The sequence below is a fragment of the Pseudomonas sp. GL_135 genome, from assembly GCF_057834665.1.
The window spans coordinates 1,054,537-1,073,943 of record NZ_CM174408.1 but is presented as its reverse complement, the minus strand read 5'-3'; the positions used below and the strand labels follow the sequence as shown (position 1 = coordinate 1,073,943).

Genomic DNA, 19,407 nt, shown 5'->3' with positions numbered 1-19,407 from the left:
TAGCGCCTGCAACTCACCCGTAGAAAGGAGGTCGCCTTCATGAACCTGCACAGTAAAACCCCACAATTACAGGTCGTCGACCCGCGTGCCTTGTTGGTGCGGCATATCGCCTATTGCCGAGCAGTCGAAGGGGAGGTCGCCGAGCCACGCATCACGCGACATCGCTGGGATGAAGCGGGTCGGCACGTTGCCGATCAGGATCCGCGCTTCGCGGGCACGGCATCGCCGCTCAACACCACTAGCATTCACTCGCTATCCGGCGTAGCACTTCTGCAGCAGAGCGTCGACGCGGGGTGGAAGCTGACACTGAGCGGAGCTGCCGGCCAGTTACTGGACAGTTGGGACGCCAGAGGGAGCAGTGTTCACGTCGATTACGACCCGATGTTTCGTCCCGCGTCATTCACTGAAAAACCGGCGGATGGCGAGCCCGCGATTGTCGAACGCTTCACCTATGGCGACAGTTCGACGGAATCGGCGCACCACAATCAATGCGGTCAACTGATACGTCATGACGATCCGGCAGGCACAGTGCTGGGGTGTGAGTTCGGGTTGGCGGGCGGCTTACTGCTGACAAATCGGCGACTGCTGCTCAGCCTGCAATTACCGGACTGGCCAGAAAGCGTCATTGAACGCGATCTGCTGCTCGAAGCCGGCGAAGGGTATTTCAGCTCGGCCGTTGTCGATGCGCTGGCGGAGGCCGTCCAACAGACAGACCCGGCGGGCAATCGGCGCACATCATCCTATGGCGTCAGCGGTCAGCTTCGGGAATCCAGGATAGAACTGGCGGGCACATCGGCGCCTCAGCGCCTGGTCAGCGCAATCGCTTACAGCGCCAGCGGCCAGGTCTTGGCGCAAACTTTCGGTAACGGGGTCATCCGCGAAATCACCTACGAGCCGGCAAGTGGACGTACAGCTCGAATGACCGCTAAAAAAGCCAATGGCACGCTGCTGTCGGACTTGAAGTATCAATACGATCCAGCGGGCAATGTCGTTCACGCTGAGGACGCCAGCCAGCCGACCCGTTTTGCTAACAACCAGAAGATTGAGCCCGTCAGTCACTACCGTTACAACACTCTTTATCAACTGATAGAAGCCAGTGGGCGTGAGGTCTCGACCGGCGCCAGTCACGGCCCCGCATTGCCCGACGCGATCATCCCGATTCCGGACCCTAATAACCTGGCCAATTACTCCCAGACTTACCGCTACGACGCAGGGGGCAACCTGCTGGAAATGCATCATGCGGGTGGGCAAGCCTTCACGCGCAAAATGGACGTGGCACCCGACAGCAACCGCAGCCTCCCCCACGATGAAACCGACGCGGACTTTGCATCCGGATTCGACTCAAATGGCAATCTGCAGGAACTGGTTCGCGGCCAGCCCCTGGAATGGGACGTGCGCAACCAGCTGCGGTTGGTCACCACCGTGCGCCGGGAGGCCGGAGCAAACGATGACGAACACTATATTTATGACAGCGGGGGCCAGCGCTTGCGCAAGATCACCAAGGCGCAAGCAAGTGGCCGAACGCTGGTGTCGGAGGTCCGCTACCTCGATGGGCTGGAAATCCGCAACCAGCCGGGTGGTGAGATTCTGGAAGTGGCAACGGTTCAGGCAGGAGGCAGCAGCGTACGGATTTTGCACTGGACGGCCAACAAGCCCGATGGGATCGATGACAATCAGGTGCGTTATGAGTTGAGTGATCATCTGGGCTCCAGCACGCTGGAGCTGGACGATCAGGGTGGCGTCATTACCCGGGAAGGTTATTACCCGTTCGGCGGCACCGCCTGGTGGACCGCGCGTAGCGCCATTGAAGCCAAATACCGAACCGTTCGCTACAGCGGCAAAGAGCGCGATGCCACAGGGCTCTATTACTACGGCATGCGTTATTACGCACCGTGGTTACAGCGTTGGATAAACCCAGATCCGCAAGGCAGTGCCGATGGGCTGAATCTTTACTGCTTCGTCAGCAACTCGCCCGCGAGTAAGTTCGATACCAACGGGCTGGTGGGTATGGACGTAACTCAAACTCAGGCCGCAGTCAAGATCCAGCGTCAATACAGGAGATTTAAATCGCCCATTCTTGAATCGCCCATTGTTGAATCGCCCATTAACGTTAAAACACTGACTAAAGGAGTTATCGGCGTATCGATTAAAGGTGACAACGCTGTATTCGCAAAAGTCGGCATTGAGCTTGATCGCGAAGCGGCAGCGCCACGCGAACTCACCTACCTGTCTCTGAGCAGCAGTCTTAAGGGCAAGGTATCAGGGGGCGATGCGGTCATAAAGCTGAGTAGGGCCTCAGGTGATGAAATCAAAACCGCAAGCGGTTCGATGCCGACGGCCTACGTAAACGGTGGATATTTCAATATGGGAGCCAGGCAACCCATATCAGGACATTCAGCATCATCCTCTCAAACTCCAAACCTGGAATACGCCTCAGTTGGAAGGAACTTCATCGACGGCCGTCATAAGCCTTATATCGACCCGCCTGAAGACTACAGTTCAGCTTATTCAAAACTGCAGCTAGGAGACGGTTCATTCATCCATGTGGCCCCCAAACTGACAACGAGAGGCATCATGGAGTTTTCACGCAGAGACAGCCTTCAAACAAAACACATCTATGGCGAAGAAACGGCCCACGTGGGCGCTTTGGGTCATGCCAGCGACCCCAATGCGCGCTCAGCGATCAGCCTTGCAGAAAACGCCACCAGCAGAACTCGTCTGGCTATCGCGCTTAACCAGGGCCGAGGCACCTTTCCTAGAAAAACCGATGAGCCTGGTTTCACGATGCTTGAATGGGCAACCGTCATGGCTGGACTGGACAGACTGAACCCTAAAAATGAAGAAGGCCTACCCGCCGCCTCATCCTGGAATCTCGACGGTGGCGATTCGTCAACGCTTGGCGTGCTGGACCCTGATGGCGAGCACCTGTTGCAGGTCCACACGCTGAGACTAGGCAGAAGCGGCGTCAAACCAGCCAGACCGATAGGAAACTTCCTGACATTCCATCGGTAAAAGAAAACGCAGCTGAATCTTTCTAGCCCCGCCGATCCAGCGCGTTGACGACCAGTCGATCCACCCAGCCCCAAACGCGCTGTTGCACGCGGCGCCACAGCGGCCGGGCTTTCCAGTCGTCGAGGCTGACCAGATTACTGGCGGTGAAGTCTTGTTCGAAGCTGCTGGCGACAGCCAAGGTGAGCGCGGGGTCCAGGGCTTCAAGGTTGGCCTCGAGATTGAAGCGCAGGTTCCAGTGATCGAAGTTGCAGGAGCCCACGCTGACCCAGTCGTCCACCAGCACCATTTTCAAGTGCAGGAAGCACGGCTGGTACTCGAAGATTTTCACCCCCGCGCGCAACAGGCGGGGGTAATAACGGTGGCCGGCGTAGCGAACCGAGGGGTGATCGGTGCGCGGCCCGGTCAGCAACAAGCGCACGTCGACGCCCCGAGAGGCCGCACGACGCAACGCGCGGCGGACTTTCCAGGTCGGCAGAAAATACGGCGTCGCCAGCCAGATGCGCGTCTTGCTGGTGTTCAGCGCGCGCACCAGAGACTGCACGATATCCCGATGCTGACGGGAATCGGCATAGGCCACGCGCCCCAGTCCATTCCCGCTGACGGGTGCCTTGGGCAAGCGCGGCAGACCGAAATTTTCCGCGGGCCGCCACGCTCGCCGCCGAGGGTTGGCGTGAAACTGGCGGTCAAACAGCGCTTGCCAGTCGATTACCAGCGGGCCGCGAATCTCGACCATCACCTCATGCCACTCACTGCTGTTCAGGTCCGGGCGCCAGAACTCGTCGGTAACCCCCGTTCCGCCCACTACCGCCAGTTCTTTGTCGACCAGCAGCAATTTGCGATGGTCGCGGTAGAGGTTTCGAAAGCCGCGTCGCCAATGCACCCGGTTATAGAAACGCAGGATCACGCCAGCGTCGGTCAGGCGCTTGCGCAAGCCGATCGTGAACGCCGCCGAGCCGAAGCCGTCGAACAGACAGCGCACGATGACGCCACGTCTCGCCGCACTGACCAGCGCCTGCACGATCGCTTCGGCACAGGCGCCGGCTTCGACCAGATACAGTTCGAGCTCGATCTGCTGCTGCGCGCCCTCGATCGCGGCGATCATGCGCGGAAAAAAAGCAGGGCCGTCGATCAGCAGGTTGAACTGGTTCTCTTCACGCCATGGGAAAATCGCGCCCTTCATGGGCGGCTCGCCATGGCGGTCAGCAGGCAGGTTTGGGCAGCGCTTGCCGGGCGGGCCAGCGAGGATGGAATGCGAATGGACATGCAGACTCCAGAGGGTGCGATACGCAACCCTATCCGGCTGTCTGACCGCAGGCAAACTTCAACGTTCTACGGCACCGGCGATGACAACCGGCAGCCCTGGCGTGCACCTTCCCAGCGGGCTTCGCTTTCGCGGCCCAGCCCTGTCGCGGTGATGCGCTTGTTCAGGGCATCCTCGTTGATCGTGCTGGGCAGCCACTGTTTGACGTAGCTGTGGCAGTACTCCGCCGGGTTGTTCATGACGAAGCGGCACGAGCAGTATTCCTTGGCGGTGTAGGCGCTGATGATGCTGGGGAACACCTGCAGTTGAATGCGCCAGTTCCAGATCAGGCCGGCGATGACCAGCAGCACCAATAGGCCGACACTGCTGAACGGGCGGCGTCGGATGAATGCTTTACGAGCGTTCATTGATCACCCTCCACGGCCTTCAGCGCCAGCTTGAGCAACTGGTTGTGGTCATAAGTGCCGTCGCGATCGTCGGCGTAGCGAACGATCGCCAGCTTCGCGCTGGGGATCACGTACAGCGCCTGCCCCCAATGGCCGAGGGCGGCAAAGGTGTCGGAAGGTGCGTCGCGCCACGGACCGGGCTTGCCATCGGCAGTCTTGTTCAGCCACCAGTGACCGCCGGGGGCTTCATCGGTTGGAGTCGGCGTCAGGGATTTGAACGGCGTCAGGTTGAAATCAACCCAGGCCCTGGGCAGCACCTGGTGGTCCTGCCAGCGCCCGCCGCGTTCCATCAAAAGGCCGATGCGCGCCAGATCGCGGGCCGTCATGTACGCGTAGGACGACCCGACAAAAGTGCCGGCGGCGTCGCGCTCCCACGTGGCGCTGGTGATGCCCAGCGGGTCGAACAAGGCGGTCCACGGGTAATTGGCGTAAGCGCTGTCACCGACCATGCTTTTGAGGGCGGCGGCGAGGACGGTGCTGTCGCCACTGGAATAGCGGTATGAGGTGCCCGGCGCACTGGCGACGCGGTGCTCGGCGGTGTACCGCGCCATGTCCCCGCTGCCTCGGGTGTAGAGCATCGCGACGACCGACGAGTTTAGCGGCGCGTATTCGTAATCCTCCTGCCAGTCCAGCCCTGAAGCCCAGTGCAGAAGGTCCTGAAGTTTGATATCGGGATGCGCACTGAATGGCGGGTAGAACCTGGCGACGGGGTCTTCAAGTTTGAAACGGCCTTCAGCAAAAGCGACGCCCAGCACGCTCGCCAAAATGCTTTTGCTGATCGACCAGGTCAGGTGCGGGGTGTCGGCTCGGGTCACGCCGCCATAACGTTCATACACCACTTCGCCGTCGTGAATGATCAGCAGCGCGTCCGTGCGCACACCTTGGCGGGTGGTTTCGTCACGGGTCGAGAAGGCGTAGGACTCAAGGGCGGATACAGCGTCTTTTCGAATGAGCAGGCGCTGGGACCACTCCGGCGCGGGCCAGGTTTCAGCGGCGATTGAACAGCTGATGAGCAACAGCGCGAGGGTGAAAAGCAAGCGGGTCATGGAGGGGGCTCGGGCTCGGATGAGATCAACCCTAGCAGTCAACTATGACAGCGCCGGGAACCCAAACCTCCTGTCACGCAACCATCACCAAAGCTTAATGGTCGTGACACGGCCCCTCCCTAGCCTGAATTCGGACAGCAATGCTCGAACAATCAGTCGACTCGCCTGGACGAAGGCGGGATTACGGAGACGCCGCATGACTCAGATCGCCAGCATTCGAGACACCCGAACCGAACGTCGCCTGCAGGCAGAACGCCTGATCGGTGATAAGGCCCTGCAGGAAGCACAGGCGTTGCGCTTCAGTGTGTTCAGCGGCGAGTTCAACGCCAGGCTCAAGGGCGCCGAGCTGGGCCTGGATATCGATGATTACGACGTTCACTGCATGCACATCGGCGTGCGCGACCTGAGCAGCGGTCGTCTGGTCGCCACCACCCGTTTGCTGGATCACAAAGCCGCCAACACCTTGGGCAACTTCTACAGCGAAGAAGAATTCAGCCTGCACGGCCTGCGCCACCTGCAGGGCCCGATTCTGGAACTGGGTCGGACCTGCGTCGACCCGGCCTATCGCAACGGCGGCACCATCGCCGTGCTGTGGAGCGAACTGGCCGAGATCCTCAACGAAGGCGGTTACAGCTACCTGATGGGCTGCGCCAGCATCCCGATGCAGGACGGCGGCATTCAGGCCCACGCGATCATGCAACGCCTGCGCGAACGTTATCTGTGCACCGAGCACCTGCGCGCCGAACCGAAGAATCCGCTGCCGACGCTGGACCTGCCCAACAACGTGATCTGCGAGATGCCGCCGCTGCTCAAGGCCTACATGCGCCTGGGCGCGAAGATCTGCGGCGAACCGTGCTGGGACGAAGACTTCCAGGTCGCCGATGTCTTCATCCTGCTCAAGCGCGACGACTTGTGCCCACGCTACGCTCGCCACTTCAAGGCAGCGGTGTGATGAGCACGTGGCGCAGTCATGCGCGCGTGGTGCGGGTGCTTTGGGTCATTGCGCTGGGCCTGAGCATCGCCGGCACCTTTGCCCTGATGGAACGCCTGCGCATCGGCAACTCCATGGCCCGTCGCCAGCGCTGGACCGCCTGGTTCATGGCGCGCCTGAGTGCCGCGCTGCCGTTCCGCGTGAAGGTCAGCGGCAAGCTGCCGAGCGAGCCAATGTTGTGGGTGAGCAATCATGTGTCGTGGACCGACATCCCTCTGTTGGGAATGCTGGCGCCGCTGTCCTTTCTGTCGAAAGCCGAAGTGCGCACTTGGCCGGTGGCGGGCTGGCTGGCGTTGAAAGCCGGGACACTGTTCATCCGCAGGGGCTCGGGGGACAGCAAGCTGATTCAAAAGCAGATGGGGCAGCATTTGCTCGGCAGGCATTCGCTGGTGATCTTCCCCGAGGGCACCACCACCGACGGCCGCAGCTTGCGCACGTTCCATGGCCGCCTGCTGTCGAGTGCGATTGAAACCGGCGTGCCGGTGCAGCCTGTTGCCATTCAATATGTGCGTGACGGCCAGCCGGATCAGATCGCGCCCTTCATTGGCGACGACGACTTGCTCTCGCACCTGCGTCGATTGTTTGCCAATGAGGTGAGTGAGGTGCACATCCAGCTGCTCTCGCCCATCGCTTCCCAGGGGAAAGAACGCGCGGCGCTGGCGTTCGAAGCCCAGCAGGCGGTGCAGGTCGCGCTGTTCGGCGAGGCGGTTCAACCGGCGATCTTACGTTCCGCCGCCAAAGCCGCTTGAGCAAACGCCTGAAGCTCAGGGTAAAACGCGCTGAAGTCGTCACTCAGCGGTCGATACAGCGCGTGCAACTCCTGGTAAACCCCGGCCAGCCCTTCAGGCCGTGACAAACGTCGCGAGATGCCGGCCAGCGCATCGCCCACCACCGAAAATTCCCGGTACGAACCTAGCCAGTCCTGCGCTGCCATGCGCGGCGCGATCAGCCCCAGACGCTCCGGCAATGCGGGCTCTTCCGCCAGCACGCGGTAGACCCTTGCGGTGAAGGTATCCAGTGGCTCGTCGGAATACACGTGCCAGTCCCGCGCCAGGCAATGGTCGAAAAACACATCCAGTGCGATGCCGGCATAGCGCCGACGGCCATCGGGGAAGCGCCCCAGTGCTTGCTTGGTCAGCGGGTGAGAATCGGTGAAGGCATCAATGCGCCGATGCAGACGAATCGCGCTTTCGATGTCCGCCGGGAAACGTCCGGGCAGCAGCCCTTTGACGAAGTCGCCGTACAGGCTGCCCAGCAATTGCGCCGGCGCCTGCCCGCCGAGGTGCAGGTGTGCGAGGTAATTCATGCTTGTTGCCTATTGCTGCGAGCCTTTTTTCTGCGCCTGACTCCGCCGAATGTGCGGGGACTCATGCGCAATGACGTTCGTACAGTCGCGACATTCCCTGCGCGTGTAAAGCGCGATTGCCGGTGAAGGCCCACCGAGGTATCAGGCCAAGCTCATATCGTTATAACCCGATATAACGATTCGACCTCTGCTAAGCACCTAATCATATTTGTATATCGCGATTTATAGATATAAGGTTCGCCCCATCGCGACACAGCGCACCTGCACTGAGAACGACATGCCTACCGACATCGACATTGACGACATCATCAAAGCCCTCGCCCACCCGGTTCGCCGGCAGATTCTGGACTGGCTCAAAGACCCGGTTGCGACCTTCCGCGATCAGCGTCACACCATTGATGGCGGCGTCTGTGCCGGCCAGATCGACCAGCGCGCGGGGTTGTCGCAGTCGACCGTTTCGGCCCATCTGGCAACGCTTCAGCGCGCCGGGTTGATCACTAGCCAAAAACACGGCCAGTGGCATTTTTTCAAGCGCAACGAAGACGTCATTCAGGCGTTCGTGCAGCAACTGGCGCAGCGGCTCTGAGCCCTGCGCTACACACCCGCCTTTCAGGAGACGCAACGTGCCCCTCTCATTACTCATTCTGGCCCTGAGCGCCTTCGCCATCGGGACGACCGAGTTCGTCATCATGGGCCTGCTCCCCGACGTCGCACGCGACCTGGGCGTCAGCATCCCCGGCGCCGGCTGGCTGGTCACCGGTTACGCCCTGGGGGTCGCGATCGGCGCGCCGTTCATGGCGATGGCCACCGCCAAACTGCCGCGCAAAGGTGCACTGGTCACGCTGATGGGGATTTTTATCATCGGCAACCTGCTCTGCGCGCTGGCGGCGGATTACAACATCCTGATGTTCGCCCGCGTGGTCACCGCGCTGTGCCACGGCGCATTCTTCGGCATCGGTTCGGTGGTGGCGGCGGGCCTGGTTCCGGCCAATCGTCGGGCATCGGCCGTCGCGCTGATGTTCACCGGCCTCACCCTGGCGAACGTCCTCGGCGTGCCACTGGGCACCGCGCTGGGACAACAGGCCGGCTGGCGCTCGACCTTCTTCGCGGTCACGGTGATCGGCGTCATCGCGTTCATTGGCTTGATTCGCTTCCTGCCGAGCAAACGCGATGAGGAAAAACTCGACATGCGCGCCGAACTGGCTGCGCTCAAAGGCGTAGGTATCTGGCTGTCGTTGAGCATGACCGCGCTGTTCGCCGCCTCCGTGTTCGCGCTGTTCACCTACGTCGCGCCATTGCTGGGCGAAGTCACGGGTGTTTCGCCGCTCGGGGTGACCTGGACGCTGATGCTCATTGGCCTCGGCCTGACGCTGGGCAACATCATCGGCGGCAAGCTGGCTGACCGTCGACTCGCCGCCACGCTCATCGGCGTGTTCATTGCCATGGCGGTGATCTCAACGGTCCTGAGCTGGACCAGCACGGCGCTGATCCCGGCTGAAATCACCCTGTTCCTCTGGGCCACCGCCGCGTTTGCCGCCGTGCCTGCCCTGCAGATCAACGTGGTGACCTTCGGTAAGGCCGCGCCCAATCTGGTGTCGACCCTGAACATCGGCGCCTTCAACGTCGGCAACGCGCTGGGCGCATGGGTCGGCGGCAGCGTCATCGCCCATGGCTTCGGCCTGACCACCGTGCCGCTGGCCGCCGGCGTACTGGCGGTGCTGGCCCTGCTGGTGACGCTGATCAATTTCCGTCAGCGCAGCGATGTCGAAATGGCCCCTGTGACGAACTGATTCCCCGAATTTGAAACCTGCGGATCCACCTTTTACCGATTGCACTAAGGATTTCACGATGACCACGATTTTTGACCCGATCAAGATGGGTGACCTGGAACTGGCCAACCGTATCGTCATGGCGCCGCTGACCCGCTGCCGCGCCGACGAAGGCCGCGTGCCCAACGCGATGATGGCGGAGTATTACGTTCAACGCGCCTCGGCCGGCCTGATCATCAGCGAAGCCACTTCGGTCATGCCAATGGGCGTTGGCTACCCTGACACCCCGGGCATCTGGTCCAACGACCAAGTACGCGGCTGGGCCAACGTCACCAAAGCCGTGCACGCGGCGGGGGGCAAGATCGTGCTGCAACTGTGGCACGTGGGTCGCGTTTCCCACCCGACTTACCTGAATGGCGAAACCCCGGTCGCGCCGAGCGCCATCCAGCCAAAAGGCCACGTGAGCCTGGTGCGTCCGCTGTCTGACTACGTCACCCCGCGCGCGCTGGAACTGGCGGAAATCGAAGAAATCGTCGACGCCTACCGTGCCGGTGCAGAGAACGCCAAGGCCGCCGGCTTTGACGGCGTAGAGATCCACGGCGCCAACGGTTACCTGCTCGACCAGTTCCTGCAAACCAGCACCAACACCCGCACCGATGCCTACGGCGGCTCGCTGGAAAATCGCGCACGTCTGCTGTTGGAAGTGACCGACGCCGCCGTTGAAGTCTGGGGCGCTGGCCGTGTCGGCGTACACCTGGCACCCCGCGCTGATGCCCACGACATGGGCGACGCCAACCTGGCCGAGACCTTCACCTACGTCGCCAACGAACTCGGCAAACGCGGCATCGCCTTCATCTGCGCCCGCGAACGCGAACTCGACGACAGCCTCGGCCCGCGCCTGAAAGAAGCCTTCGGCGGCGTGTTCATCGCCAACGAGAAGTTCACCAAAGAAAGCGCCAACGAGTGGCTGGCGAGCGGCAAGGCAGATGCAGTGGCGTTTGGCGTGCCGTTCATTGCCAACCCTGACCTGCCGGCGCGTCTGGCCAAGGATGCTCCGCTGAACGAGCCGCATCCAGAAACTTTCTATGCGAAAGGCGCTGAGGGTTATCTGGATTACCCAACGCTGTAAGCGCACCGCTCATAAAGTAATACAACGATAGTAAAAAAGCCCCGACTCGAAAGAGCCGGGGCTTTTTTAGCAACTAACGTTTTAACTTATAGCTCCGGATAATCAGTAGCCAACACATTGCCTTCCGAATCCGTCACAGTGCCATCCGGGAACCGCCAGGTACCGTCCGGATAACCAACGGTGCCATCAGGGTACATATAACTGCCGTCGGTATATTGGTAGGTGCCGTCCGGAAACTTGATCGTCCCGTCTGCGTACATAATGGTCCCGTCCAGATATTGGACGTTGCCATCGGCATCCGTGACGTACTCGCCTCCGGCGTCGGCTACGCGGCCGTCCGGCAACTGTCTGTCTCCGCTTGGCAGCAGATAGGTACCCAACGGATACAACAACGAAATGACACCGGTAATCGTATCAACCACCGACAGCACTTCAGCCAGACGAGGCGGGATCAGCGGCTTGGGCGGCAGCACCAACGACGCGGGTGGCTTGACCGGTCCCGCAGTGACAGGCTTCGGCGGACGGGGTTTAACCGCCGACTGTGGTGGTTTCACTGGCTTTACAACAGGCGGTCGGATGACCGGCGGTTTAATTGAGGGCGGAGTTGTCACAGGTGGTTTGATAACCGGTGGCTTTGTAACGGGTGGCTTGACGATCGGAGGCTTTGTAACAGGCGGCTTGATGACCGGCGGCTTCGTCACCGGAGGCTTGATGCCGGGTTTGATGCTGGGCGGCTTTGCAGCACTTCGGGCAAGGCCCGCACCGCTGACGATGCTTTTACCGATCGAGCGGCCTTGGCCGTGTTTAGTCTTGAATCCATTCATTTGAGTCATCCTTGATTGCTGTAACGAAACACCCCGTTGGAGTTGTATCGTTCTTCAAAAGAGCTTCGTCATTGAAGCGCTTCACTGTCTTGCGAGTTACTGAACAGAACCATAATTCAAATAAAAATAAACGCCATTCAAAATCCTAAAAAATATCAAAATCGGAAATAGCCTACAGGTTGGAGTTAAGCATTCACTCCTCGACTTCACTTTGTGTCAGTCCCCCCCGACAACATCACAACAGGCGCCGTCGTCGGGAGGGGGTGCTTCAAGGTCGAGCGTTGATCTGTTGCGACAACGTCTGAATCTGACTCTGCAACGTATTGATCGTCCGCGTCATCTGCGCACGAAACGCATCGAACTCCTGCAGACTCGCCCCTGACGAAGCAGCCGCCGCTGGACGATTTTCCAACTCGCTCTTCACCACCACCATATCCTGCTCAAGCTGCTCGATCGCCTGACTGCCGTTCGCTTTCTTCAGATTCGCCACATCTGCATTCAAACCCTTCAGTTGCGTCTCCAGCCGCTCCTGCTCAGTCTGAATCGACTTGCCATCCGGCACCGCCGCTTTCAACGCTGCCAGCTCCGTCGTCACGGCCTTGAGCTGGTCCTGCAACTGCTGGTTGGTTGCCTGCTGCTGCGCGCTCTGCGTACTGATCTGCTCCAGCCGCTTGTCCAGCCCGCCCTGCAAACCCGCCACACCCTGCTGCTGCTTGCTCTGATCCGCCAACTGATCCTGCAACTGCTTGATCTGTGCCTTCAACGCCTCGCTGCTGCTCGCCATCGACTCGGTGGCGACCACCTTCCCGGAAATATCCTGCAAGCGCCCCGCCGCCTCCTCACTGATCCTCGCAAAGCTTTCCTGCGTTGCAACCAGCTGCTGCTCCATCAACGACACCTGCTGAAAACTCCACCAGCCCAGGCCGCAAAAAGCGATAAACAGCACGCAGATCAACGCCCACAACGCGCCGGTGCCGGGCGCCTTCACCTTCACCACTGGCGTGTCGCGCGAGTACACCGTCGTGCGCTCGCGGGCACCCGGCGGCGGCAGAAAATCATCGTCATCGTCTTTGGCGCTGAGGCTCGGGACGTCATCGACGTCGTCATAGGGATCTTTGCGCATGGGTTTACCTTTGAAAAAACCGCTGAATCTGAATGGCTCGCAGTATAACCACGGATGTTGACGCCTTTTATAACGCGCCGCCGTGCTGGGCTTTCCACCAACCGCAGAACTCGTCGAGGGCAGTCCACACGCTGACGTCAGGCTGGTAATCCAGATAATGCCTGGCGCGATTGATATCAAGCGTGAAATCCCTGCTCATCACCTGCATCCCGATGCGCGACAGCGTCGGTTCAGGTTGCCCCGGCCAGATCAGGCACGCCGCCTCGTTCATGGCCGCCGCGGAGTACGCCAAGCCGTAAGACCGATAGCGTCTCACCGGTGGCAACTCCATCTGGCGCATGACGTAATTGACCACGTCCCAAAGCGGGACGGGCGCGCCGTTGCTGATGTTGTAAGCCTTGCCCAGCGCTGAGCCGGCGGCCAGCAGACTGCTGAGCAGCGCCTCATTGAGGTTCTGAATGCTGGTGAAATCAACCTTGTTCAAGCCGTTGCCGATGATCGACAAGCGCTTCTTCTGCTGCATCTGCAGCAGTCGCGGGAAAATGCTCGTGTCACCCGCACCCGTCACAAAACGTGGGCGCAGGGCGATGACTTCCAGACCGAACTCTTCGGCACCAAACACCTTCTGTTCGGCCAGGTATTTGGTCGCGGCGTAGTGATTGCCGAAGCGCTTGGGCACTTGTTCCTCACGGATATCGAGGTGCGATCGGCCATCGAAATAGATCGAGGGCGAGGACAGATGCACCAACCGCCGGACTCTCTGTTTCAGGCAGGCTTCAACGACGTTTTCGGTGACCTGAACGTTGCCCTGATGGAAGTCCTGACGTCGCCCCCATGTACCCACCGCCCCCGCGCAATGGACCACGGCTTCGACGTCGTCACACAGCGCATGAACAAGCTCCGGATCGGAAAGATCGCCCTGGATGAACTCGGCCCCGCGCCGCACCAGATGCTCGACACCCTCAGCGCGACGGCCGTTGACCCGGACGCTCAGACCTTGCTCCAGCGCGAAACGCGCGAAGCGTCCGCCGATGAAGCCGCCTGCGCCGGTGACCAGAATTTTCATTGCCTGCTCCGTTTCATCTTCTTTTGCCTGTGATCGCCGCGGCTATGCCGCGACCGATCCTACAATCTGCTGCGTCGACTACTGACGTTCACTCAGACTCCAACGGCACCAGCCACTGCCCGGCTTTTTTCGCCAGATGGTCCGTCAGCTCCGTCAACAACCGGCCGCCGTTGCGCCAATGATGCCAGTACAAGGGCACATCAATGCAGTGATCGGGCAGCAACTCGACCAACAAACCACTCGCCAATTGTCCACGGACCTGCAATTCCGGCACCAGTCCCCACCCCATTCCGGCTTCGACCATGCGCGTGAAACCTTCGGACGACGGACACAAATGATGCTCGAAACCGCCTTCGACACCCAGCGAAGCGAGGTAGCGATGCTGCAGGAAATCATCCGGGCCGAACACCAGCGCGGGCGATCGGGCGACCGCTTGAGGCGTGACACCCTGCGGGAAATGCCGATCAATAAAGTCAGGGCTGGCCAACGCCCGATAACGCATGGCGCCGAGTAATAAACTCCGCGCCCCCGCCACCGGCCGTTCACTGCCGCACAGACATGCGGCCACTTCACCGGCGCGCATGCGTTTGAGGCCGACATCCTGATCCTCGACGACGAGGTCGGTGAGGAGTCGATGCTCGGCACAAAAGTCTCCTACCGCGAGGGCCCACCAGGTCGCCAGGCTGTCGGCGTTCAGCGCGATGCGCAAACGTTCAGGCATGCCGCCTTCGTCCAGGGCCGGCACCACGCTCTGCAGGTCGCGTTCCAGTAAGCGCACCTGTTGGACATGGTTGAGCAACAGCCGGCCTATCTCCGTTGGGCTCGGCGGGGTTGCACGAACCAACACCGGCTGGCCGACCCGCGCCTCCAAAAGCTTGATGCGCTGGGACACGGCTGATTGGGAAAGGCCGAGCACCTGAGCGGCGCGTTCGAAACCGGCCTGCTCGATCACGGCCGCCAACGCGGAAAGTAACTTGTAGTCGAACATCAGTTTCCCTAATGGGGAATGAGCGTTATTGGTTTTTCTTATACTCGCGTTCAACCGACAATCGCCACCACTGACTGATGCGTCCTTTAGTAATGGCGAGATATCAATGACTGGCGAAACCTCCCTCGGCGCGCTGTTGCGCAGCATGAACCCTGAACTGAACGACGGTGAATACGTGTTCTGCACCGTGGCTGACGGCAGCCGCGTGGAAGGCATCGAGCTGGTCGGGAGCTTTCGCGAACGCGAAGGCCTGACCGTCATCCTCGAACGCAATCAGGCGCAGCGTTTGGGCCTTGACTGCGATTACGTCATGGCCTGGATCACCCTGACCGTTCACTCCTCGCTCGCGGCAGTCGGACTGACCGCGGCCTTCGCGAGCGCACTGGGCCAGGCAGGCATCAGTTGCAACGTGGTCGCCGGCTTTTACCACGACCATCTTTTCGTGGGTAAGGACGACGCGCTGAAGGCCATGACCACCCTGCGCGCACTGGCCACGAGCGCCTGATCACGCCCATTCCTGAACTGATCGAGGCCCGACATCATGTGGCAAAGTTACCTCAACGGCCTGCTGGTTTCTCTCGGGCTGATCATGGCCATCGGCACTCAGAACGCCTATGTGCTGGCGCAAAGTCTGCGTCGCGAACACCACCTTTCCGTGGCCCTGCTGTGCATCGTGTGCGATGCCGTACTGGTGGCCGCCGGTGTGTTCGGGTTGGCCAATGTGCTGGCCCACAACCCGACGCTGCTGGCGGTGGCGCGCTGGGGCGGCGTGGTGTTTCTGCTGTGGTACGGCACCATGGCCCTGCGCCGTGCATTGTCGCCGCAGAGTCTTGCTCAGCGCGATGCCGACGGCCAGCGGTCACGCCGCGCGGTATTGCTCACCGCGTTGACGGTGACCTTGCTGAACCCGCACGTTTATCTCGACACGGTGCTGCTGATCGGCTCCCTCGGTGCCCAGCAAGCGGTGCCCGGCGCCTATGTGGCCGGGGCAGCCAGCGCTTCGGTGTTGTGGTTTTCAACGCTGGCAATTGGCGCCGCCTGGCTGGCCCCATGGCTCGCCCGCCCGACAACCTGGCGTCTGCTGGACCTGATGGTCGCGGTGATGATGTTCAGCGTGGCGGTGCAATTGATCAGAACGGCGTGAATATTCGTCTCGCCGAAGCGCATTTCAGCGCAACGCTCTGGAACCTCTATCCCACACAGTTGTTGCGTGGTTAAGGTCAGGGGCCGGTGCTATGATCCAGCCCCTGCGCTGCAAAGAGTACAAACTCGCCGGCGTAAGTTCTGTCTGGCCGCCCGTGATCGGCCTTGCGCAAACCGCAACTGACCTGATTAGGAGAATTACCATGGCTTTTGAATTGCCTCCGCTGCCGTACGCACATGACGCTCTGGCACCGCACATCTCCAAGGAAACTCTGGAATACCACCACGACAAGCACCACAACACCTATGTCGTGAACCTGAACAACCTGGTGCCAGGCACCGAGTTCGAAGGCAAGACTCTGGAAGAAATCGTCAAGACTTCCTCGGGCGGTATCTTCAACAACGCCGCTCAAGTCTGGAACCACACGTTCTACTGGAACTGCCTGGCGCCAAACGCCGGCGGCCAACCGACTGGCGCTCTGGCGGACGCAATCAACGCCGCGTTCGGCTCGTTCGACAAGTTCAAGGAAGAATTCAGCAAGACCTCCATCGGCACCTTCGGCTCTGGCTGGGGCTGGCTGGTGAAGAAAGCTGACGGTTCCCTGGCACTGGCCAGCACCATCGGCGCCGGCAACCCGATCACCAGCGGCGACACCCCGCTGCTGACCTGCGATGTCTGGGAACACGCTTACTACATCGACTACCGTAACCTGCGTCCGAAGTACGTCGAGGCGTTCTGGAACCTGGTCAACTGGAAGTTCGTTGCCGAGCAGTTCGAAGGCAAAAGCTTCACCGCCTGATGAACGCTTGAATGCTCGAATAAAAAAAGCCCGGCACGTCCGGGTTTTTTTTCGCCTTCTGTTTGTCGTTTATGTATTGTCTGGAAGCGATAGCGGACTAATATCAAATTTCGTGCTGATTCAAACGGCTGGGCTCAAGTTTTCCCCGCGTATGACCGACACAGTACGGATAGCCTGAGTGGTCCGCCTATCAACTGTTTTCTCCGATTGATCGGGTCATGCGCAAGCCGGGAGCGCCTGATCCGAATGCCTGTATTGCCAGTGCCTGCACGCAGTCAGCCCGCTATCAGCATGGATAAAGGAATGGCCATTTGAAGCTGGAACTCAAACACAGCCTGTCGGTGAAGCTGCTTCGCGTTGTGCTGCTGTCCGCGCTGATCGTGGGGGTCGTGCTCAGTTGCGCACAGATCGTCTACGACGCTTACAAAACCCGCCAGGCCGTTGCCTCGGATGCGGCGCGTATCCTCGACATGTTCCGCGATCCGTCGACTCAGGCCGTTTATAGCCTGGACCGGGAAATGGGGATGCAGGTCATCGAAGGGCTGTTTCAGGACAAGGCCGTGCGGATGGCGTCCATCGGTCATCCCAACGAGACGGTGCTCGCCGAGAAATCCCGAGACCTCGAAACCACGCCCACCCGCTGGCTGACCGATCTGATCCTGGGCCAGGAACGCAGTTTCACCACGCAACTGGTCGGCCGCAGCCCGTACAGCGAATATTACGGCGACCTGCGCATCACCCTCGACACCGCCACCTACGGCGAAACCTTCCTCACCAATTCGATGATCATTTTCATTTCCGGCGTGTTGCGCGCGCTGGCGATGGGTCTGGTGCTGTACCTGGTTTACCACTGGCTACTGACCAAACCGCTGTCGAGAATCATCGAGCACCTGACCAGCATCAACCCCGACCGCCCCAGCGAACACCAGTTGCCGTTGCTCAAAGGCCATGAAAAAAACGAACTGGGGGTCTGGGTCAACACCGCCAACCAACTGTTGGCGTCCATCGAGCGCAACACCAATTTGCGCCACGAGGCTGAATCCAGCCTGCTGCGGATGGCGCAGTACGATTTCCTCACCGGTCTGCCGAACCGGCTGCAACTGCAGAAGCAACTGGACAAAATCCTCGTCGACTCCGGAAAAGTGCAGCATCGCGTCGCGGTGTTGTGCGTCGGGCTGGATGACTTCAAAGGCATCAACGAACAATTCAGTTATCAGGCCGGCGATCAGTTGCTGCTCGCCCTCGCCGATCGCCTGCGCAGCCACAGCGGCCGCCTCGGCGCCCTCGCCCGTCTGGGCGGCGACCAGTTCGCGCTGGTTCAGGCCGATATCGAACAGCCTTACGAAGCCGCCGAGCTGGCGCAGAATATTCTCGACGACCTGGAAGCGCCCTTCGCCGTCGATCAGCAGGAGATTCGTCTGCGCGCCACCATCGGCATCACGCTGTTCCCCGAAGATGGCGACAGCACCGAGAAGCTGCTGCAGAAAGCCGAACAGACCATGACGCTGGCCAAGACACGCTCGCGTAACCGCTACCAGTTTTATATCGCCAGCGTCGACAGCGAGATGCGTCGTCGTCGCGAGCTGGAAAAAGACCTGCGTGAAGCCTTGGCCCGCGAGCAGTTTCACTTGGTCTATCAGCCGCAGATCAGCTATCGCGACCACAGCGTGGTGGGGGTCGAGGCGCTGATCCGCTGGATTCACCCGGAGCATGGCTTCGTGCCGCCGGATCAGTTCATTCCGTTGGCCGAGCAGAACGGCACCATCATCGCAATTGGTGAATGGGTACTGGATCAAGCCTGCAAACAGCTGCGCGAATGGCACGATCAGGGCTTCACAGACCTGCGCATGGCGGTGAACCTGTCCACGGTGCAACTGCACCACGCCGAACTGCCGCGGGTGGTGAACAACTTGCTGCAGATCTACCGCCTGCCACCCCGCAGTCTGGAGCTGGAAGTCACGGAAACCGGTCTGATGGAAGACATCACCACCGCCGCGCAGCACCTGTTGAGCCTGCGCCGCTCCGGGGCGCTGATCGCCATCGATGACTTTGGGACCGGTTATTCATCGCTGAGTTACCTGAAAAGCCTGCCGCTGGACAAGATCAAGATCGACAAGAGCTTCGTGCAGGACCTGCTCGACGACGATGACGACGCGACGATCGTGCGCGCCATCATTCAGCTCGGCAAAAGTCTGGGCATGCAGGTGATCGCCGAAGGCGTCGAGACCGCCGAGCAAGAGGCCTACATCATTTCCGAGGGTTGTCACGAAGGTCAGGGCTACTTCTACAGCAAGCCTCTGCCAGCGCGGGAGCTACTGGTTTACCTGAAGCAGGCGCAACGGACCCACAGCGAGGCGCTGTAACACACGTGCCTCCCGGCACAAAAGCAGCCGTTGCGCCGATCACCGCCATTCACACGTGGGCCCGGCCGGCCCCTTTCTTGAAACAGCTTGAAATATCTCCCCCCGCCTGCCTGGGCTAATGGCCTTTACACCGAATGCAA

Annotated in this window: 18 protein-coding genes; 10 read left to right on the top strand and 8 right to left on the bottom strand. The window is 60.5% G+C overall.

The annotated features are described in order from the left end of the window. The first annotated feature begins 39 nt into the window (after window positions 1-39). The gene (locus AC3ISG_RS04890) at window positions 40-3,012 is read left to right on the top strand and encodes an RHS repeat domain-containing protein (protein WP_489298629.1); all 2,973 of its coding nucleotides are present in this window, start codon (window positions 40-42) and stop codon (window positions 3,010-3,012) included. A gap of 22 nt (window positions 3,013-3,034) precedes the next feature. Here AC3ISG_RS04890 and AC3ISG_RS04885 read toward each other — a convergent pair whose 3' ends face one another. From AC3ISG_RS04885 to AC3ISG_RS04875, 3 genes are all read right to left on the bottom strand, one after another. After that, window positions 3,035-4,192: a phospholipase D-like domain-containing protein gene (locus tag AC3ISG_RS04885; protein ID WP_489298628.1), complete on the bottom strand. Its 1,158-nt coding sequence runs from the start codon at window positions 4,190-4,192 to the stop codon at window positions 3,035-3,037. Between the two features lie 149 nt (window positions 4,193-4,341). Then, window positions 4,342-4,680: an amidase gene (locus tag AC3ISG_RS04880; protein WP_489298627.1), complete on the bottom strand. Its 339-nt coding sequence runs from the start codon at window positions 4,678-4,680 to the stop codon at window positions 4,342-4,344. Then, entirely contained in the window at window positions 4,677-5,765 is a 1,089-nt protein-coding gene (locus tag AC3ISG_RS04875) for a serine hydrolase domain-containing protein (protein ID WP_489298626.1), read from the bottom strand. Before AC3ISG_RS04875 ends, AC3ISG_RS04880 begins: the two co-directional genes overlap by 4 nt. A gap of 196 nt (window positions 5,766-5,961) precedes the next feature. On the opposite strand from AC3ISG_RS04875, the gene olsB reads away from it, so the two are divergent. Together olsB and AC3ISG_RS04865 are read left to right on the top strand one after the other, a co-directional pair. After that, window positions 5,962-6,717 (top strand): L-ornithine N(alpha)-acyltransferase, encoded by a 756-nt coding sequence (olsB, locus tag AC3ISG_RS04870; protein WP_122535978.1) that lies wholly within the window; start codon window positions 5,962-5,964, stop codon window positions 6,715-6,717. Beyond that, on the top strand, window positions 6,717-7,505 hold the full coding sequence (locus tag AC3ISG_RS04865; RefSeq protein WP_122535977.1) for a lysophospholipid acyltransferase family protein: 789 nt from the start codon (window positions 6,717-6,719) through the stop codon (window positions 7,503-7,505). The genes olsB and AC3ISG_RS04865 overlap by 1 nt, the downstream gene beginning before the upstream one ends. Here the strand turns inward: AC3ISG_RS04865 and AC3ISG_RS04860 are convergent. After that, entirely contained in the window at window positions 7,466-8,062 is a 597-nt protein-coding gene (locus tag AC3ISG_RS04860; RefSeq protein WP_122535976.1) for an ACP phosphodiesterase, read from the bottom strand. The genes AC3ISG_RS04865 and AC3ISG_RS04860 overlap by 40 nt on opposite strands. Before the next feature lie 277 nt (window positions 8,063-8,339). Here AC3ISG_RS04860 and AC3ISG_RS04855 point away from each other — a divergent pair, with 277 nt between their 5' ends. Genes AC3ISG_RS04855 through AC3ISG_RS04845 form a run of 3 tightly spaced genes read left to right on the top strand, consistent with a single transcriptional unit; the run spans window position 8,340 to window position 10,960 of the window. Continuing rightward, window positions 8,340-8,648: an ArsR/SmtB family transcription factor gene (locus AC3ISG_RS04855; protein ID WP_489298625.1), complete on the top strand. Its 309-nt coding sequence runs from the start codon at window positions 8,340-8,342 to the stop codon at window positions 8,646-8,648. A 37-nt stretch (window positions 8,649-8,685) separates the two neighbouring features. Then, window positions 8,686-9,852 carry an MFS transporter gene (locus AC3ISG_RS04850; RefSeq protein ID WP_205486847.1) on the top strand — a complete coding sequence of 389 codons (1,167 nt, stop codon included), beginning with the start codon at window positions 8,686-8,688 and terminating at the stop codon, window positions 9,850-9,852. Window positions 9,853-9,910: 58 nt separating this feature from the next. Then, a complete protein-coding gene (locus tag AC3ISG_RS04845) occupies window positions 9,911-10,960 on the top strand; it encodes an alkene reductase (protein WP_489298624.1) in 1,050 nt (349 codons plus the stop codon). 86 nt (window positions 10,961-11,046) lie between these two features. Here the strand turns inward: AC3ISG_RS04845 and AC3ISG_RS04840 are convergent, their stop codons facing one another. The 4 genes from AC3ISG_RS04840 to AC3ISG_RS04825 all read right to left on the bottom strand — a co-directional run bounded on the left by AC3ISG_RS04840 (window position 11,047) and on the right by AC3ISG_RS04825 (window position 14,961). Beyond that, window positions 11,047-11,784, bottom strand: coding sequence for a hypothetical protein (locus AC3ISG_RS04840; RefSeq protein WP_489298623.1), 738 nt, complete (start codon window positions 11,782-11,784; stop codon window positions 11,047-11,049). 268 nt (window positions 11,785-12,052) lie between these two features. Further along, complete coding sequence (locus AC3ISG_RS04835; protein WP_172609541.1) at window positions 12,053-12,907, bottom strand: ATPase; 855 nt, start codon at window positions 12,905-12,907, stop codon at window positions 12,053-12,055. Between the two features lie 67 nt (window positions 12,908-12,974). Continuing rightward, on the bottom strand, window positions 12,975-13,973 hold the full coding sequence (locus AC3ISG_RS04830; protein WP_489298622.1) for an NAD-dependent epimerase/dehydratase family protein: 999 nt from the start codon (window positions 13,971-13,973) through the stop codon (window positions 12,975-12,977). Between the two features lie 88 nt (window positions 13,974-14,061). Continuing rightward, the gene (locus AC3ISG_RS04825; protein ID WP_122535969.1) at window positions 14,062-14,961 is read right to left on the bottom strand and encodes a LysR family transcriptional regulator ArgP; all 900 of its coding nucleotides are present in this window, start codon (window positions 14,959-14,961) and stop codon (window positions 14,062-14,064) included. 106 nt (window positions 14,962-15,067) lie between these two features. On the opposite strand from AC3ISG_RS04825, the gene AC3ISG_RS04820 reads away from it, so the two are divergent. The 4 genes from AC3ISG_RS04820 (at window position 15,068) to AC3ISG_RS04805 (ending at window position 19,267) form a co-directional block, all read left to right on the top strand. Continuing rightward, window positions 15,068-15,466 carry an ACT domain-containing protein gene (locus AC3ISG_RS04820; protein WP_489298621.1) on the top strand — a complete coding sequence of 133 codons (399 nt, stop codon included), beginning with the start codon at window positions 15,068-15,070 and terminating at the stop codon, window positions 15,464-15,466. Window positions 15,467-15,502: 36 nt separating this feature from the next. After that, window positions 15,503-16,105 (top strand): LysE/ArgO family amino acid transporter, encoded by a 603-nt coding sequence (locus tag AC3ISG_RS04815; RefSeq protein WP_489298620.1) that lies wholly within the window; start codon window positions 15,503-15,505, stop codon window positions 16,103-16,105. 202 nt (window positions 16,106-16,307) lie between these two features. After that, complete coding sequence (locus tag AC3ISG_RS04810) at window positions 16,308-16,904, top strand: superoxide dismutase (RefSeq protein ID WP_065992213.1); 597 nt, start codon at window positions 16,308-16,310, stop codon at window positions 16,902-16,904. Between the two features lie 311 nt (window positions 16,905-17,215). Continuing rightward, window positions 17,216-19,267, top strand: coding sequence for a putative bifunctional diguanylate cyclase/phosphodiesterase (locus tag AC3ISG_RS04805; RefSeq protein ID WP_122535966.1), 2,052 nt, complete (start codon window positions 17,216-17,218; stop codon window positions 19,265-19,267). Window positions 19,268-19,407 lie beyond the last annotated feature (140 nt).

Coding starts and splice junctions, on each gene's coding strand:
- AC3ISG_RS04890 (WP_489298629.1), top strand. CDS start 40: ATGAACCTGCACAGTAAAACCCCACAATTACAGGTCGTCGACCCGCGT.
- AC3ISG_RS04885 (WP_489298628.1), bottom strand. CDS start 4,192: ATGAAGGGCGCGATTTTCCCATGGCGTGAAGAGAACCAGTTCAACCTG.
- AC3ISG_RS04880 (WP_489298627.1), bottom strand. CDS start 4,680: ATGAACGCTCGTAAAGCATTCATCCGACGCCGCCCGTTCAGCAGTGTC.
- AC3ISG_RS04875 (WP_489298626.1), bottom strand. CDS start 5,765: ATGACCCGCTTGCTTTTCACCCTCGCGCTGTTGCTCATCAGCTGTTCA.
- olsB (WP_122535978.1), top strand. CDS start 5,962: ATGACTCAGATCGCCAGCATTCGAGACACCCGAACCGAACGTCGCCTG.
- AC3ISG_RS04865 (WP_122535977.1), top strand. CDS start 6,717: ATGAGCACGTGGCGCAGTCATGCGCGCGTGGTGCGGGTGCTTTGGGTC.
- AC3ISG_RS04860 (WP_122535976.1), bottom strand. CDS start 8,062: ATGAATTACCTCGCACACCTGCACCTCGGCGGGCAGGCGCCGGCGCAA.
- AC3ISG_RS04855 (WP_489298625.1), top strand. CDS start 8,340: ATGCCTACCGACATCGACATTGACGACATCATCAAAGCCCTCGCCCAC.
- AC3ISG_RS04845 (WP_489298624.1), top strand. CDS start 9,911: ATGACCACGATTTTTGACCCGATCAAGATGGGTGACCTGGAACTGGCC.
- AC3ISG_RS04840 (WP_489298623.1), bottom strand. CDS start 11,784: ATGAATGGATTCAAGACTAAACACGGCCAAGGCCGCTCGATCGGTAAA.
- AC3ISG_RS04835 (WP_172609541.1), bottom strand. CDS start 12,907: ATGCGCAAAGATCCCTATGACGACGTCGATGACGTCCCGAGCCTCAGC.
- AC3ISG_RS04830 (WP_489298622.1), bottom strand. CDS start 13,973: ATGAAAATTCTGGTCACCGGCGCAGGCGGCTTCATCGGCGGACGCTTC.
- AC3ISG_RS04825 (WP_122535969.1), bottom strand. CDS start 14,961: ATGTTCGACTACAAGTTACTTTCCGCGTTGGCGGCCGTGATCGAGCAG.
- AC3ISG_RS04820 (WP_489298621.1), top strand. CDS start 15,068: ATGACTGGCGAAACCTCCCTCGGCGCGCTGTTGCGCAGCATGAACCCT.
- AC3ISG_RS04815 (WP_489298620.1), top strand. CDS start 15,503: ATGTGGCAAAGTTACCTCAACGGCCTGCTGGTTTCTCTCGGGCTGATC.
- AC3ISG_RS04810 (WP_065992213.1), top strand. CDS start 16,308: ATGGCTTTTGAATTGCCTCCGCTGCCGTACGCACATGACGCTCTGGCA.